At 63.5% G+C, this 15,677-nt stretch carries 14 protein-coding genes; 12 read left to right on the top strand and 2 right to left on the bottom strand.

Annotation, left to right across the window (positions count from 1 at the left end; all coding sequences use genetic code 11):
- On the bottom strand, positions 1-838 hold an 838-nt coding region (locus IL54_RS04905; protein WP_037477837.1), incomplete at its 3' end, for a LysR family transcriptional regulator.
- Positions 839-924: 86 nt separating this feature from the next.
- Here IL54_RS04905 and IL54_RS04910 point away from each other — a divergent pair.
- Both IL54_RS04910 and IL54_RS04915 read left to right on the top strand, forming a co-directional pair.
- Positions 925-2,073: an isovaleryl-CoA dehydrogenase gene (locus IL54_RS04910; RefSeq protein ID WP_037473652.1), complete on the top strand. Its 1,149-nt coding sequence runs from the start codon at positions 925-927 to the stop codon at positions 2,071-2,073.
- An 85-nt stretch (positions 2,074-2,158) separates the two neighbouring features.
- Positions 2,159-3,760, top strand: coding sequence for a carboxyl transferase domain-containing protein (locus tag IL54_RS04915; RefSeq protein ID WP_037473654.1), 1,602 nt, complete (start codon positions 2,159-2,161; stop codon positions 3,758-3,760).
- A gap of 17 nt (positions 3,761-3,777) precedes the next feature.
- Here IL54_RS04915 and IL54_RS04920 read toward each other — a convergent pair whose 3' ends face one another.
- On the bottom strand, positions 3,778-4,212 hold the full coding sequence (locus IL54_RS04920; RefSeq protein WP_037473656.1) for an endonuclease domain-containing protein: 435 nt from the start codon (positions 4,210-4,212) through the stop codon (positions 3,778-3,780).
- A 274-nt stretch (positions 4,213-4,486) separates the two neighbouring features.
- Here IL54_RS04920 and IL54_RS04925 point away from each other — a divergent pair, with 274 nt between their 5' ends.
- The 10 genes from IL54_RS04925 to IL54_RS04970 all read left to right on the top strand — a co-directional run bounded on the left by IL54_RS04925 (position 4,487) and on the right by IL54_RS04970 (position 15,676).
- Positions 4,487-4,984, top strand: a complete 498-nt coding sequence (locus IL54_RS04925) for a hypothetical protein (protein ID WP_069064333.1) — start codon at positions 4,487-4,489, stop codon at positions 4,982-4,984.
- The gene (locus IL54_RS04930; RefSeq protein WP_037473658.1) at positions 4,981-6,879 is read left to right on the top strand and encodes an acetyl/propionyl/methylcrotonyl-CoA carboxylase subunit alpha; all 1,899 of its coding nucleotides are present in this window, start codon (positions 4,981-4,983) and stop codon (positions 6,877-6,879) included. The genes IL54_RS04925 and IL54_RS04930 overlap by 4 nt, the downstream gene beginning before the upstream one ends.
- Before the next feature lie 124 nt (positions 6,880-7,003).
- Positions 7,004-7,462 (top strand): MaoC family dehydratase, encoded by a 459-nt coding sequence (locus tag IL54_RS04935; protein ID WP_037473660.1) that lies wholly within the window; start codon positions 7,004-7,006, stop codon positions 7,460-7,462.
- Positions 7,463-7,559: 97 nt separating this feature from the next.
- Positions 7,560-9,410 (top strand): dihydroxy-acid dehydratase, encoded by a 1,851-nt coding sequence (ilvD, locus tag IL54_RS04940; protein WP_037473662.1) that lies wholly within the window; start codon positions 7,560-7,562, stop codon positions 9,408-9,410.
- 8 nt (positions 9,411-9,418) lie between these two features.
- A complete protein-coding gene (gene gloA2, locus IL54_RS04945; RefSeq protein ID WP_156106265.1) occupies positions 9,419-9,799 on the top strand; it encodes an SMU1112c/YaeR family gloxylase I-like metalloprotein in 381 nt (126 codons plus the stop codon).
- Positions 9,800-9,868: 69 nt separating this feature from the next.
- Positions 9,869-11,155 carry a DUF3422 domain-containing protein gene (locus IL54_RS04950; protein ID WP_037473665.1) on the top strand — a complete coding sequence of 429 codons (1,287 nt, stop codon included), beginning with the start codon at positions 9,869-9,871 and terminating at the stop codon, positions 11,153-11,155.
- A gap of 74 nt (positions 11,156-11,229) precedes the next feature.
- Positions 11,230-12,339 carry an S-(hydroxymethyl)glutathione dehydrogenase/class III alcohol dehydrogenase gene (locus tag IL54_RS04955; protein ID WP_037473667.1) on the top strand — a complete coding sequence of 370 codons (1,110 nt, stop codon included), beginning with the start codon at positions 11,230-11,232 and terminating at the stop codon, positions 12,337-12,339.
- Between the two features lie 23 nt (positions 12,340-12,362).
- Complete coding sequence (locus IL54_RS04960) at positions 12,363-12,749, top strand: VOC family protein (protein WP_037473669.1); 387 nt, start codon at positions 12,363-12,365, stop codon at positions 12,747-12,749.
- Positions 12,750-12,762: 13 nt separating this feature from the next.
- The gene (gene fghA, locus IL54_RS04965; RefSeq protein ID WP_037477839.1) at positions 12,763-13,596 is read left to right on the top strand and encodes an S-formylglutathione hydrolase; all 834 of its coding nucleotides are present in this window, start codon (positions 12,763-12,765) and stop codon (positions 13,594-13,596) included.
- Between the two features lie 49 nt (positions 13,597-13,645).
- Positions 13,646-15,676, top strand: coding sequence for a M3 family metallopeptidase (locus IL54_RS04970; protein ID WP_037473670.1), 2,031 nt, complete (start codon positions 13,646-13,648; stop codon positions 15,674-15,676).
- Position 15,677: the final 1 nt, after the last annotated feature.

Raw genomic sequence — 15,677 nt, forward strand, 5'->3', positions numbered from 1 at the left:
CGATCGGCGGCGGTGACGCGGCCAGCGCTTCGGACGTCGTGGCATAGAGCAGCCCGATGGTGCGCGTCTGGTCGAACCCCGCCAGCCGCGGTCGGGCGACATCCGGCGCGGCATAGCTGATCGGCATCAGCGTGATCCCCACCCCCGCCGCCACCATCTGCATCACCCGTTCGTCATTGACCGACCGATAGGCGAAATGCGGCCGCACGCCGCGTTCGGTGAAGAAGCGGCTCGTATTCGACAGAACCTCGCAATGGCGGCGCACGATCATCACATCCTCGTTCAGCGTCTCGGCCGCGACCGATGCCTGCCCGGCGGCGGGGTGATCCAGCGGCACGGCCAGCGCATAGCCCTCCTCGCGCAGCGGTTCTTCCAGAAACCGGTCGCTGCCCCGCCCGACCAACGTCAGCGCACAGTCGATCCGTCCGCGCGCAACATGGCCCAGCAATTCCCGCTCGGTCCCTTCCACCAGTTCCAACCGCGCGTCAGGGTCGATGCCGCGCGCCGCGCGCGTGATCGCTGCGATCGTCGCACCGGGCAGGCTGCGGATCACCCCCATCCGCGTCAGCGGCCCTTGCGCCGCGCCCGCCAGCATCTGCTGCGCCAGGTTGAACTCGCCCTCGATCCGCCGCGCATGGGCCAGCAGGCGCGATCCCGCCTGCGTCAGCTCGACCCGATGCCCCGATCGCAGGAACAAGACCCCGCCCAGCGCCCGCTCCAGCTTGGCGATCCCGACCGAGAGCGTCGGCTGCGCCACATTGCAATGCCCCGCCGCGCGTGAAAAATTGCCATGGTCGACCACGGCCAGGAAATAACGGAGCTGATAACGTTCGATCATAGATGCCATCTATGACACCCTGCCAATTCTTTCAATTTTGAATTGGTGGCTGGCTGCGTTAGTCTTGCGGCAAATAGGAGAGGCCAATGAGCAATTTCGATTTCGCCCTGGGCGAAACCGCCGACATGATCCGCGAAAGCACGGCGCGCTTCGCCGCTGACAAGATCGCGCCGCTGGCCGCCGAAATCGACGCCAAGGACTGGTTCCCCCGCGACCTGTGGCCGCAAATGGGTGCGCTTGGCCTGCATGGCATCACGGTCGAGGAGGAATGGGGCGGCCTTGGCCTTGGCTATCTCGACCATGTCGTGGCGCAAGAGGAAGTCGCGCGCGCCTCCGCTTCGATCGGCCTGTCCTATGGCGCCCACTCCAACCTCTGCGTCAACCAGATCCGCCGCTGGGGCACCGACGCGCAAAAAGCGAAATATCTGCCCAAACTTATCTCCGGCGAGCATGTCGGCAGCCTCGCCATGTCGGAAGCGGGTGCAGGTTCGGACGTCGTGTCGATGACGCTGAAAGCGGAAAAGCGCGGCGACCGCTATATCCTCAACGGCACCAAGTTCTGGATCACCAACGCGACCTATGCCGACACGCTGGTCGTCTACGCCCGCACCGGCGAAGGCAGCCAAGGCCTCACCACCTTCCTCATCGAAAAGGGGATGAAGGGCTTTTCCATCGGCCAGAAGATCGACAAGATGGGGATGCGCGGCAGCCCCACCGCCGAACTGATCTTCGACGATTGCGAAGTGCCGGAAGACAATATCATGGGGGCGCTCAATGGCGGCGTCGGCATCTTGATGTCGGGCCTCGACTATGAGCGCACGGTGCTGGCGGGCATACAGCTTGGCATCATGCAAGCCTGTCTCGATACCGTCATTCCCTATGTCCGCGACCGCAAGCAGTTCGGCAAAGCCATCGGCACGTTCCAGTTGATGCAGGCCAAGATCGCCGACATGTATGTCGCGCTCAACAGCGCGCGCGCCTATGTCTATGCGGTCGCCAAGGCCTGTGACGCCGGGCGCACAACCCGCTTCGACGCGGCGGGTGCGATCCTGCTGGCGTCGGAAAATGCGGTGAAGGTCGCGCTCGAAGCCGTGCAGGCCTTGGGCGGCGCGGGCTATACCAAGGACTGGCCGGTCGAACGCTATCTGCGCGACGCCAAGCTGCTCGACATCGGTGCCGGCACCAACGAAATCCGCCGGATGTTGATCGGCCGCGAGGTCATCGGCGCACAATGATCCTCCCTCAGCTTGCTGGGGAAGGGAGACCGCCCGAAGGGTGGTGGAGGGGCAGGTGCCCCAGAACACAAAGTAGAGGGCCAAAGTGACCGCACCCATCCTCGACACCAAAGTCCTGCGCGATAGCGAAGCCTTCCGCGCCAATGTCGCGCACAACCGCGCGCTGGCCGAAAAATTGCGCGCCAAGGTCGCCGAAGCCGCGCAGGGCGGCTCCGCCAGCGCACGCGACAAACACACCGCGCGCGGCAAACTCCTCCCGCGCGATCGCGTCGAGCGCCTGCTCGATCCCGGCTCGCCCTTCCTCGAAATCGGCCAGCTTGCCGCCAATGGCCTTTATGGCGATGAAGTCCCCGGCGCTGGCCTGATCGCCGGGATTGGCCGGGTGTCGGGCCGACAGGTCATGATCGGTTGCAACGACGCCACGGTGAAGGGCGGCACCTATTACCCCGTCACCGTGAAAAAGCATCTGCGCGCGCAGGAAATCGCGCTCGAAAACCGCCTGCCCTGCATCTATCTGGTCGATAGCGGCGGCGCGAACCTGCCCAATCAGGCGGAGGTCTTCCCTGATCGCGACCATTTCGGCCGCATCTTCTATAATCAGGCAAACCTGTCGGCACAGGGCATCCCGCAGATCGCCTGCGTCATGGGCAGCTGCACGGCGGGCGGTGCCTATGTCCCCGCCATGTCCGACGAAACCATCATCGTCCGCAATCAGGGGACGATCTTCCTCGCGGGTCCGCCGCTGGTGCAGGCCGCGACCGGCGAAGTCATCACCGCCGAAGATCTGGGCGGCGGCGACCTGCATGGCCGCAAGTCGGGCGTGGTCGATCATGTCGCCGACAGCGACGATCATGCGCTGACCATCGTCCGCGACATCGTCTCGACCCTGCAACCCGATCGCCAGCCGGACCTCAACCTGCGCGAACCGCGCCCGCCCAAATATGATGCCAGCGATCTTTACGGCATCATCCCCGACGATGTTCGCGCCCCCTATGACGTGCGCGAAATCATCGCGCGCATCGTGGACGGCAGTGAGTTTCACGAGTTCAAGGCGCTCTACGGCACCACGCTCGTCTGCGGCTTCGCCCATATCTGGGGCATGCCCGTCGCGATCCTCGCCAATAACGGCGTGCTATTCAGCGAGAGCGCGCAAAAGGGCGCGCATTTCATCGAACTCGCCTGCCAGCGCCGCATACCGCTCCTGTTCCTCCAGAATATCTCCGGCTTCATGGTCGGCGGCAAATATGAGGCGGAGGGGATCGCCAAGCACGGCGCCAAACTCGTCACCGCCGTCGCCACCGCGCAGGTGCCCAAGGTCACCGTCCTGATCGGCGGCAGTTTCGGCGCAGGCAATTACGGCATGTGCGGCCGCGCCTATCAACCCCGCTTCCTCTTCACCTGGCCCAATGCCCGCATCAGCGTGATGGGCGGCGAACAGGCCGCGTCCGTGCTGGCCACCGTCCACCGCGACGCAAGCAAATGGACACCGGAGGAAGCCGAAGCCTTCAAAGCCCCCGTCCGCCAGAAATATGAGGAAGAAGGCAACCCCTATTACGCCACCGCCCGCCTGTGGGACGACGGCGTCATCGACCCAGCACAAACGCGCGATGTGCTGGGACTGGCCTTCTCTGCGGCGCTGAATGCGCCGGTGCCGGACAAGGCGCAATTCGGCCTGTTCCGGATGTGATGGCGGTGAGCACCCCCCTAAAATTCCTCCCCCAGCTCGTCTGGGGGAGGGGGACCGTCCGGCGCAGCCGGATGGTGGAGGGGCAATCGCGCCGTCGCCTCAGTCACGATCTCTCGCGTGACCGCATCCAGATCGGCCAACACGTCCCGCGCGGCAATGCGCAGTGTATGGATGTTCGCTTCGGCAAACCATCGGTCACGTTCAACATCCCGTTCGATTTGCGATCTGTCGGCATGGCCCTCGCCATCGATCTCGATCGCAAGCCGTGCATCGCTGCAATAAAAATCCAGAATATAAGGCCCGCTGGGATGCTGCCGACGAAATTTCAGACCGTTCGGTCGCGCACGAAGACCTTGCCAGACAAGCACTTCCGGCAGTGTCATCGCGCGGCACAACTGCCGGGCTTTGCGCACAGTGGCTGTTCGTGCCTTGGGCGCCCCATCTTTCAGCATTGTGCCATCACCCCTCCACCATGCTTCGCATGGTCCCCCTCCCCGAGACAAGCTCGGGGAGGATTTTCTGGAGTAGCTCCATGATCCAATACCTCCTCATCGCCAACCGCGGCGAAATCGCCTGCCATATCATCCGCGCGGCGGTAGAACGACGGCGTCATAGACGCGGAGCAGACCCGCAACGTGCTAGGAATGGCGCTCGTCCTGACGCTGAATGTGCTGGCGGACGTGGAAGCGCATTTCGGCCTGTTGCCGCTGTGATGGAGTGGAGAATATGAAGACGATTGCGCAAAGCGCTGAATTTGGATGTGGCCCGGCATGTTTGGCAATGCTCGCTGATATTTCCCTAGATAAAGCACTAGAAGTCTGCGGTGAGCAGGATTGGGAACGCGAGGGTATTAGTGAAAAAGACCTTCGCGCTGCCTTCGCGAACCGGGGTTATGCGATGGGCGAGGGCATAAAGATCAGCGAAGATAGACACACTCTTCTGAAAATATCAGATGATGCCCTGCTTTGGGGACCAATTCTGGAAAGAGATTGGGATAAGCGCCGCTTGCATCCTTGGAATGGCGTCACGGAAAGGGCCAGATTTACCTTCAAGGCACCGCTCCTGCAAAGCATCGTTAGAGTGAGCGACGAAAGCACAAAAATATCGATTGAAACCTATGATCATTGGGCGGTCTGGGACGGCAAGATGCAGGTCGTGAGAGACCCTTATGGTTACCTTTCGCCCTTTGCTCCCGCTTATTATTACCCGGTTTCAAGATCATGATCCAATCCCTCCTCATCGCCAATCGCGGCGAAATCGCCTGCCGTATCATCCGCACCGCGCGGGCCATGGGCATCCGCACCGTGGCCGTCTATTCCGACGCCGACGCGAACGCCCTCCACGTCCGCTCCGCCGACGAAGCCGTCCATATCGGCCCGTCCCCGGTGCGCGAATCCTACCTTATGGGCGACCGCATCATCGCCGCCGCGCGCGAGACCGGCGCGCAGTCGATCCACCCCGGCTACGGCTTCCTGTCCGAAAATGCCGAGTTCGCGCAGGCCGTCATCGACGCGGGCCTCATTTGGGTCGGCCCCAACCCGTCCTCCATCACCGCCATGGGTCTCAAGGACGCCGCCAAGCAATTGATGCAAAATGCAGGCGTTCCCACCACGCCCGGCTATCTCGGCGCGGACCAGTCCCCCGCCCATCTCGCGGCGCAAGCCGACGCCATCGGCTACCCCGTCCTCATCAAGGCCGTCGCAGGCGGCGGCGGCAAGGGGATGCGCAAGGTCGACGCCCCGGCCGACTTCGCCGACGCGCTTACCTCCTGCCAGCGCGAAGCCGCGTCCAGCTTCGGCAATGATCATGTCCTGCTCGAAAAATGGGTCACCAACCCGCGCCATATCGAGGTGCAGGTCTTCGGCGACAGTCATGGCAATGTCGTCCACCTGTTCGAACGCGACTGCTCGCTCCAGCGCCGCCACCAGAAGGTGATCGAGGAAGCCCCCGCACCGGGCATGGACGAAGCGACCCGCGAGGCGATCTGTTCCGCTGCCGTCCGCGCCGCGCAAGCGGTGAACTATGTCGGCGCAGGCACGATCGAATTTATCGCCGACGGCAGCGAAGGCCTGCGCGCTGACCGCATCTGGTTCATGGAAATGAACACGCGGCTCCAGGTTGAACATCCCGTGACGGAGGAGATCACCGGCGTCGATCTGGTCGAATGGCAGTTGCGCGTGGCAAGCGGCGAACCGCTGCCGCTGGCCCAGGACCAGCTCAACATCACCGGCCACGCCATGGAAGCGCGACTGTACGCGGAAGATCCAGCGACGGGTTTTCTGCCTAGTCCGGGGAAAATCGAAAGATTTGTTTTCAATTTAGGTGCGCGGGTCGAAGCTGGCGTGGACGAAGGCGACACCGTCAGTACGTTCTACGATCCGATGATAGCTAAAGTCATTTGCCATGGCGCTGATCGGGAAGAAGCACGAACTGGCCTCCTCAGATGGATGGATCGCAGCTACATAAGTCCATTAAAAACCAACAAGGCCTTCCTTTTCGCTTGCTTATCCATGCCGAATTTTCGGGATTGTATTCTGGATACGGGCTTGATCGAGCGTGAAGGCGAGAAGTTGACGCATGTGGACGGGCCTTCGCCTAAAACGATCCTCACTGCGGGTCGCAGGTTCCGACGTGATTGGTTGACCTACGAGGACGTTGATGAGCGGCACATGAAGGTTGGGCTGATGGGCTTCCGATTGAATGCGTCCGCAAAGCTGACCGTTGACCTTTATGAGGTGAACGGCGCGCGCGTCGTCACGGACGTTACAAGCGATGACGTGCTTACCGGCCTAGCCTCTGATTTCGACCCTGATGGAACCATCATCGTCACCGAAGCGGGGCAAAGCTGGTTGTTCAGCAGCACTGCTCCCAGAACCATTGGTGCGGACGCCGCCTCCGACGGTGCGATCCTCTCCCCCATGCCCGGTCGCATCATCGCGGTTGCCGTCGCGGCGGGTGACGCTGTAGTCAAAGGCCAGAAACTCCTGACGCTCGAAGCCATGAAGATGGAGCATAGCCTGATCGCCCCGTTCGATGGCACCGTTGCCGAACTGAACGCAGCCGAAGGCGGTCAGGTGAGCGAGGGCGTGTTGTTGGCCAAGATCGCCAAAACCACTTAGCCGCTGTCCTACAGCCCGCCTTTCGGGCTATGATGCGGGCCAGCCCTCCGTTTGAAATATTCAGTCCCCATCTTGGCATATAATGTCAAAAACTGCGGGAAATATGCGAAGTTAAGGGAAAAACATGGCCGGGCGCTTTTACGATCAATGGACCATCGGCGACACGATCACCCATGATATCCGCCGCACCGTGACGGAGACCGACAATCTTCTGTTCACGACGATGACGCATAATCCGCAGCCGCTGCATCTCGACGCCGAGTTCGCCAAAGCCAGCGAGTTCGGCCAGATCCTCGTCAACGGCACCTTCACCTTCGCGCTGATGATCGGGCTGTCGGTGGGCGACACGACGCTCGGCACGCTCGTCGCGAACCTTGGCTATGACAGACTGGTGATGCCAAAGCCCGTGTTCATCGGCGACACGCTGCGCTGCGACTCCGAAGTCACCGACTTGAAGCCCAGCAAATCGCGGCCCGGCGCAGGCATCGTCACCTTCACCCATCGCCTGCGCAACCAGCGCGACGAGATCGTCTGCCAATGCCTGCGCATGGCTCTCCTCCAGGGGAGCGGCGCGGCGGCGTAAGAAAATGGCGCACAGGGCCGCCAAAAGGAATAATTTGTTCCAAAGCTGGCCCCTGCGCTGTAGAGGGGCCGCCTCAAAGCCCTGAAGGACCGCCATCATGCCTGCCTATCGTTCACGCACCACCACCCACGGCCGCAACATGGCGGGCGCGCGCGGCCTGTGGCGGGCAACGGGGATGAAGGACGAGGATTTCGGCAAGCCGATCATCGCGGTGGTCAACAGCTTCACCCAGTTCGTGCCGGGCCATGTCCACCTCAAAGACCTCGGCCAGCTGGTCGCGCGCGAGATCGAGGCAGCAGGCGGCGTCGCCAAGGAATTCAACACCATCGCGGTCGATGACGGCATCGCCATGGGCCATGGCGGGATGCTCTATTCGCTGCCCAGCCGCGACCTGATCGCCGACAGCGTCGAATATATGGTCAACGCCCATTGCGCCGACGCGATGGTCTGCATCTCCAATTGCGACAAGATCACGCCCGGCATGTTGATGGCCGCGATGCGCCTCAACATCCCCGCCGTCTTCGTCTCCGGCGGCCCGATGGAAGCCGGCAAGGTCGTGATGCGCGGCAAGGAGGTCGCGCTTGATCTGGTCGACGCGATGGTCGTGGCCGCCGACGAAAGCTATACCGACGAAGAAGTCCAGACCATCGAACGCTCCGCCTGCCCGACTTGCGGCAGTTGTTCGGGCATGTTCACCGCCAATTCGATGAACTGCCTGACCGAAGCGTTGGGGCTGTCGCTGCCGGGCAACGGTTCGACGCTGGCGACCCATTCGGATCGCGAACGGCTGTTCCGCGAGGCGGGGCATGTCATCGTCGATCTCGCGAAGCGCTATTATGAGCAGGACGACGAAACCGCCCTGCCCCGCACCATCGCCAGCTTCGCCGCGTTCGAAAATGCGATGAGCCTCGACATCGCCATGGGCGGCTCGACCAACACCGTCCTCCATCTGCTCGCCGCCGCGCATGAGGGCGGGGTCGATTTCACGATGGCCGATATCGATCGCCTGTCGCGCCGGGTGCCGTGCCTGTGCAAGGTCGCACCCGCCAAGCAGGACGTCCATATGGAGGATGTCCACCGCGCCGGTGGCATCATGGCGATATTGGGCGAACTGGAACGCGCCGGGCTGGTCGATACGTCGCTCCCCACCGTCCACGCCCCGACCATGGCGGCTGCGCTCGCCCGCTGGGACATTGGCCGCACCAATAGCGAGGAAGTCCGCAATTTCTTCCGCGCGGCCCCCGGTGGCGTGCCCACCCAGACCGCGTTCAGCCAGTCGGCGCGTTGGGAGGAACTCGACACCGACCGCGAAAAGGGCGTGATCCGCTCGGCCGAGCATCCCTTCTCGAAGGATGGCGGGCTTGCGGTTCTCTATGGCAACCTCGCGCCCGAAGGCTGCATCGTTAAGACCGCGGGCGTGGATGACTCCATCCTGACCTTCCACGGCACCGCGCGCGTCTATGAAAGCCAGGATGCCTCGGTCGTCGGCATTCTCGGCAATGAGGTCAAGGCTGGCGACGTCGTCGTCATCCGCTATGAAGGGCCGAAGGGTGGCCCCGGCATGCAGGAAATGCTCTATCCGACCAGCTATCTGAAATCCAAGGGGCTGGGCAAGGAATGCGCGCTCATCACCGACGGGCGCTTTTCAGGCGGCACGTCGGGCCTGTCGATCGGCCATGTCTCGCCGGAAGCCGCTGAAGGCGGCCTGATCGCGCTGGTTCAGACCGGCGATCCGATCGTCATCGACATTCCCAACCGCGTCATCAAGCTTGACCTGGACGACGCTGTCCTGGCCGAGCGCCGTGCCGAGATGGAGAAGATGGGCGTCAAGGCCTGGAAGCCCTTTGGCCGCAAGCGCGCCGTTTCCCCGGCCTTGCGCGCCTATGCCGCGATGACCACCAACGCCGCCAAGGGCGCGGTACGCGACGTCAGCCAGATCGAGAAATAAGCACCATGCTGCGCGGCGTTCATCATATCGCGGTCATCGGATCGGACTATGCCCGCTCGCGCCGCTTCTATGTCGAGGTGCTGGGGCTGCCAGTGCTGCATGAGGTCTATCGCGAGGCGCGCGATAGTTGGAAGTGCGATCTCGATGCGGGCAATGCCCGGATCGAACTCTTCTCCTTCCCCGCGCCGCCGCCCCGCCCGTCCCGTCCCGAAGCCTGCGGCCTGCGCCATCTCTCCTTCGTGGTGCGCGACATCGACGCAGAAGTCGCTCGCCTCGCGACGCATGATGTGACGTGCGAGCCGATCCGCGTGGACGAATATACCGGGCAGCGCTTCACCTTCTTCAGCGACCCCGATGGCCTGCCGCTGGAGCTATACGAAGAAATCTGACCCCCACCGATCTTGCGCATCGCGCATTTGTCTGACTTAATACCCCTCAAGACTGGGGGGTGAGGCAGCATGAACGATAGCGGCGATCCATTTGCGGCCCTGCACGCGCGCAGCCACCCGCTGCGCGGTTCGCTCTCGCGGGAAATGCATGTCCGCAAGATGCCCCGGCTCCAGGCACCCGCGCGCGTCGTGCAGTTCGTGCTGCTGGTCGATGACGCGGACGTCGACGCCAGCCTGACGATCATGCGCAGCCTGCTTGCCCCGCATGATGTGCCGTTCGATCCGACCGTCCGCTTCCTCAATTGCCAAATCGGTGCGCTGGGTTTTACCTGGGAACGGCATAGCGAGTTCATGACCTACAGCTTCCTCGCTGCTGGTGGCGGGCCGCTGTTCGACCTCGCCCCCTTTGCGCAGGCAGCCCTATGGATCGGCGCGCTGCCCGGCCGGGTGATCCGCTCGACCCAGATTGCTCTGATCGCCGATGCGCCCGATGAGGCGACTATCGCCTCCCATTTTGCCCAGGACGACCTCATCATCTCCGATGTCGCCGATGGCCAGGCGCGCATCTGGAGCGACTTTCGTCTCCACGCCGATGGCTTTGGCCGCCTGCTCGTTCAGGACAAGGGATTGCAGGGCGCGGAACTCGCCCAGCTGGTCCAGCGGCTGCAGGAGCTTGGCAATTATCGCAAGATCGCTTTGCTCGGCCTCCCCGAAGCGCAAGCCGCAACCCCGCTGCTCACCGGCCTCGAACAGCGATTGACCGCCATCACCAGCCGCGTCGCCGAGCCGGATGCCGACGCCGATGCGGTACTGGAGGCACTGTCCGCCCTTGCCGCCGAACTGGCGCAGATCGTCGCACGCACCCGCTACCGCATGAGCGCGACACAGGCCTATGCCGCCATCTGCCGCGACCGCATCCGCGCCCTGGAGGTCGCGCCGGTGCGGGGCTATGGCTCGCTTGATGATTTCACTGAACGGCGGCTGCTACCCGCGATGCGCACCTGCGACGCCTTCACCCGGCGGTTGGAGGATCTGTCGCAACGCACCGCCTGGACCAGCGCGATGCTACGCACCCGCGTCGACACCGCGCTCGCCCGCCGCAACCGCGATCTGCTGGCGTCGATGGATCGGCGCACCGGGCTGCAACTGCGCTTGCAACATACGGTCGAGGGGCTGTCGGTGGTCGCGGTCAGCTACTATACGCTGGGGCTGTGGCACTATCTCAAGGAAGCGCTGGAGCATCAGGGCGCGCATCTGCCCGGCTGGATCGACATTGCCTTGATCCCCGCCATCATACTGGCCGTCTGGCTCGGCATCCGCCAACTCAAGAAGGTGAAGCGGCCAAAGACGAGCTAGAGATTTATCGATACGCCTCTTTATCATCTCCCTTACGTGGCGCTAGAAGACGGGCAATCGCAGAGGAGTGCCATATGAAGACCCGCGCCGCCGTCGCCTTTGAAGCCAAGAAGCCGCTTGAAATCGTCGAACTCGACCTGGAAGGGCCGAAGGCGGGCGAAGTGCTGGTGGAAATCATGGCGACGGGCATCTGCCATACCGACGCTTATACGCTTGATGGTTTCGACAGCGAGGGTATCTTCCCGTCCGTACTGGGCCATGAAGGCGCAGGCATCGTGCGCGAAGTCGGCGCTGGCGTGACCAGCGTCAAGCCTGGCGACCATGTGATCCCGCTCTACACGCCTGAATGCCGCCAGTGCAAAAGCTGCCTGTCGGGCAAGACAAACCTGTGTACCGCGATCCGCGCGACGCAGGGCAAAGGGCTGATGCCCGACGGCACGACCCGCTTTTCCTATAAGGGCCAGCCCATCTTCCATTATATGGGCTGCTCGACCTTCTCCAACTTCACCGTCCTGCCGGAGATCGCGGTCGCCAAGATCCGCGAGGACGCGCCGTTCGACAAGAGCTGCTATATCGGCTGCGGCGTCACCACGGGCGTCGGCGCGGTGGTGAACAGCGCCAAGGTTCGCGTGGGCGACAATGTCATCGTATTCGGCCTGGGCGGCATCGGCCTGAACGTGCTGCAGGGCGCGCGCATGGTGGGGGCCGACAAGATCATCGGCGTCGACATCAATCCCGACCGGGAGGCATGGGGCAAGCGCTTTGGCATGACCCATTTCGTCAATCCCAAGGACATTGAGGGCGATATTGTCCAGCATCTGGTGGCGCTGACCGATGGTGGCGCGGACCATACGTTCGACTGCACCGGCAACACCACGGTCATGCGTCAGGCGCTGGAGGCCTGCCATCGCGGCTGGGGCGTATCGACCGTCATCGGTGTCGCGGAAGCGGGCAAGGAAATCAGCACCCGCCCGTTCCAGCTGGTCACCGGCCGCGTCTGGCAGGGCAGCGCCTTTGGCGGTGCCAAGGGCCGCACCGACGTCCCCAAGATCGTCGACTGGTATATGAACGGCAAGATCGAGATCGACCCGATGATCACCCATGTCCTGAGCCTCGAAGAGATCAACAAGGGCTTCGACCTGATGCATGCTGGGACAAGCATCCGCAGCGTCGTCATTTTCTGATATTTTGAGCGAGGAGCAACCCCATGTCCATTTTCACCCACGCCTGCGTTGGCGCCAACGACATCGCCGTATCGAAGGCTTTTTACGACGCAGCCCTTGGCGCGCTCGGCATCGATAATCTGGGCGCGATGGGCGACAAGGCCTTTCTCTATGGCAAGGGCACGCCCGAATTTCTGGTGCTGACCCCGGCCAATGGCGAACCGGCCTGCCATGCCAATGGCGGTACGCTGGGCTTTGCCGCCGCCACCCGTGCGCAGGTCCGCGCCTTCCATGAAGCAGGCCTTGCCCATGGCGGCACCTGCGAAGGAGCGCCTGGCCCCCGCGCCTTCGCGCCGACCGCCTATGCCGCCTATATGCGCGACCCCACCGGCAACAAGATTTGCGCCTATTGCTACGCTGACGGCGAGTAAGGGAATGACCGGCATGGAGACGGTATCGACCAATCGCGCTTTTGGCGGGGTGCAGGGCGTCTATCGTCATGCCTCCGCCGTCTGCGGCGGCGACATGACCTTCTCGGTCTATGTCCCGCCCCATGCGCCCGGCGCGAAGCTACCAGTGGTCTGGTATCTGTCAGGGCTGACTTGCACCCATGCCAATGTCACGGAAAAGGGCGAATATCGCCGCCTCTGCGCGGAACTGGGCCTGATCTTAGTCGCGCCCGATACGTCGCCGCGCGGCGAAGCTGTGGCCGATGATCCCGATGGCGCCTATGATTTTGGCCTCGGTGCAGGCTTCTATGTCGATGCGACGCAGCCGCCCTTCGCCACCCATTATCATATGTGGTCCTATGTAACCGAAGAGCTGCCCGCGCTGGTTGCGGCGCAATTCCCCGCCGACATGGCGCGCCAGTCGATCATGGGCCATTCCATGGGCGGCCATGGCGCATTGACCATCGGACTGACCTTCCCCGTTCGGTTCAAGGCGGTGTCCGCCTTCGCCCCGATCGTCGCACCCTCGCAAGTCCCTTGGGGCCAGAAAGCGTTGGGCGGCTATCTTGGCGATGATCGCGCGGCCTGGCGTCGTCATGATGCGGTGGCGCTGATCGAGGATGGCGCGCGGATCGCCGACCTGTTGGTGGACCAGGGAGAGGCTGATCCTTTCCTCACCGAACAGCTGCGTCCCGACCTGTTGGACGCGGCTTGCACGGCGGCGGGCATCCCGCTGACGCTGCGGCTCCAGCCCGGCTACGATCATAGCTATTATACCATCTCGACCTTCATGGAGGATCATCTGCGCTGGCATAGCGCCCGCCTCTGACCCATGGAGCGCTTTACGGTCATGCCCCGTCCCGTGTAAGGGCAAGGGCATGACCCAAGCCAATCCCCTGCTCGACAGCCGCCTGCACCCCCAATTCGGCGACATCCATCCCGACCATGTCCTGCCCGCCGTGGAAAGTGCGATCGCCACCCATCGCGCCGCCATGACCCAATGCGCCCAGGCGTCGGGCTTTGCCGCCGTCTTCCTGGCCAAGGAAAGCGCCGACGCTGCCCTATCGCGCATATGGGGCACGGTCGATCATCTGATCGGCGTGACCAACAGCCCCGAACTGCGTGCCGCCCATGGGGAAGCCCAACCGCTGATCCACAGCTATTTTGCCGAGGTCGGGCAGGACCGGCCGCTTTATGATGCGCTGGCCGCGATCCCGACCGAGGGGCTGGATGAGGCGCAAGCCCGCGCGCTTGCCCTGACGCTGCGCGGCTTTGAATTGTCGGGCGTCAGTCTCGACGGGGAAGATCGCGCTGCCTTTGCCGCCAACAGCGTCGAACAGGGGCGATTGGCGACCGCGTTCGCCAATGCGGTGATGGATGCGACCGAAGCCTGGACGCTACACCTGACCGACGACACGCGCCTGGCGGGGGTGCCGCAAAGCGACCAGGACGCGATGGCGCGCGCCGCGCAGGCGAAGGGGCTGGACGGCTGGTTGGTCGATCTCCACGCGCCATCGGTGCGCGCTGTCACGGCCTTTGCGCAGGATCGTGACCTACGCCGCACCGTCTACGAAGCCTATGGCACCCGCGCCTCCGAACAAGGGCCGCAGGCGGGCCAGTTCGACAATGGCGATCGGATCGCGCAATTGCTGGCCTTACGGCAGGATGCCGCGCGCTTGTTGGGCCATAGCGATGCGGTGGCATTGTCGCTCTCGACCAAGATGGCGCGCGACGGGGCCGAGGTTGACGCCTTCCTCGTCGATCTGGCGCAACGGGCGCGGCCGCGCGCGCAGGAGGAACTGGCCGAACTGACCGCCTTCGCGCGCGATCATCTCGCCATTGCGACCATCGAACCATGGGATGTCGCCTATGTGACCGAACATATGCGCCGCGCGGTGCATGCCGTTGACGAGGCGGAAATTCGCGCGCATCTGCCGCTGGCGCGCGTGCTTGACGGTCTGTTCGCCTTGGTCACCGACCTGTTCGAACTGGAGATCCGCGCCGCCGATGGCGAAGCGCCGGTCTGGCATCCCGACGTGCGCTATTTCACGTTCCACCGGGCAGGCGAGGATGCGCCGGTCGCCGCGCTCTATTGCGATATGTTCGCGCGGGCGGGCAAGCGGGGCGGCGCGTGGATGGACGTGTGCCGTCCGCGCCTGCGCGAAGCCGACCGGGAGCAAATGCCGATCGCCTATCTGGTGTGCAATTTCGCCAGCGGCGGCGCGGATCGGCCCGCGCATCTTACCCATTCGGATATGGTCACGCTGTTCCACGAAATGGGCCATTGCCTGCATCATCTGCTGACTCAGGTGGACCTGCCCTCGATTGGCGGCATATCGGGCGTCGAATGGGATGCGGTGGAGCTGCCGAGCCAGTTTCTGGAGAATTTCGCCTGGGAGCCAGCCATGCTGCGCCGGGTGTCGGCGCATGAGACGAGCGGGGCGCCGCTGGATGAGGCAATGATCGGCCGGATGCTCGCCGCGCGCCGCTTCATGGGCGCGCTCGCTTTGCTGCGGCAGGTGGAGTTCGCTTTGTTCGATCTGCGTCTGCATCTGGCGACGGCGCAGCCTGATGGTCCCTCCGCACAGCAAGTGCTGCAGGCAGTCCGGCAGGAAGTAGCCGTCATTCATCCGCCGGAATGGCATCGCTTCGCCCATGGCTTCAGCCATATCTTCGCGGGCGGTTATGCGGCGGGCTATTACAGCTATTTGTGGGCCGAACGCCTGTCCGCCGATGCCTTCGAAGCCTTTGCCGATGAGCGCGCCGACCGCGCCGCATTGGGCGGGCTGTTCCGCGACCATGTGCTGGCACGGGGCGGATCGCGGCCTGCGCTCGACAATTTCGTCGGCTTCCGGGGCCGCGAGCCGGATTCGGCTGCGCTGCTGCGCGCGCTGGGCCTGGCCGCATGAG

It is taken from the genome of Sphingobium sp. ba1, from assembly GCF_000743655.1.
In the GTDB taxonomy this organism is placed as follows: domain Bacteria; phylum Pseudomonadota; class Alphaproteobacteria; order Sphingomonadales; family Sphingomonadaceae; genus Sphingobium.

Bases quoted from the DNA above. Each gene is read 5' to 3' on its own strand.
- ilvD (WP_037473662.1), top strand. From the start codon at position 7,560: ATGCCTGCCTATCGTTCACGCACCACCACCCACGGCCGCAACATGGCG.
- IL54_RS04910 (WP_037473652.1), top strand. From the start codon at position 925: ATGAGCAATTTCGATTTCGCCCTGGGCGAAACCGCCGACATGATCCGC.
- IL54_RS04925 (WP_069064333.1), top strand. From the start codon at position 4,487: ATGAAGACGATTGCGCAAAGCGCTGAATTTGGATGTGGCCCGGCATGT.
- IL54_RS04950 (WP_037473665.1), top strand. From the start codon at position 9,869: ATGAACGATAGCGGCGATCCATTTGCGGCCCTGCACGCGCGCAGCCAC.
- IL54_RS04935 (WP_037473660.1), top strand. From the start codon at position 7,004: ATGGCCGGGCGCTTTTACGATCAATGGACCATCGGCGACACGATCACC.
- IL54_RS04970 (WP_037473670.1), top strand. From the start codon at position 13,646: ATGACCCAAGCCAATCCCCTGCTCGACAGCCGCCTGCACCCCCAATTC.
- IL54_RS04960 (WP_037473669.1), top strand. From the start codon at position 12,363: ATGTCCATTTTCACCCACGCCTGCGTTGGCGCCAACGACATCGCCGTA.
- IL54_RS04955 (WP_037473667.1), top strand. From the start codon at position 11,230: ATGAAGACCCGCGCCGCCGTCGCCTTTGAAGCCAAGAAGCCGCTTGAA.
- fghA (WP_037477839.1), top strand. From the start codon at position 12,763: ATGGAGACGGTATCGACCAATCGCGCTTTTGGCGGGGTGCAGGGCGTC.
- IL54_RS04920 (WP_037473656.1), bottom strand. From the start codon at position 4,212: ATGCTGAAAGATGGGGCGCCCAAGGCACGAACAGCCACTGTGCGCAAA.
- IL54_RS04930 (WP_037473658.1), top strand. From the start codon at position 4,981: ATGATCCAATCCCTCCTCATCGCCAATCGCGGCGAAATCGCCTGCCGT.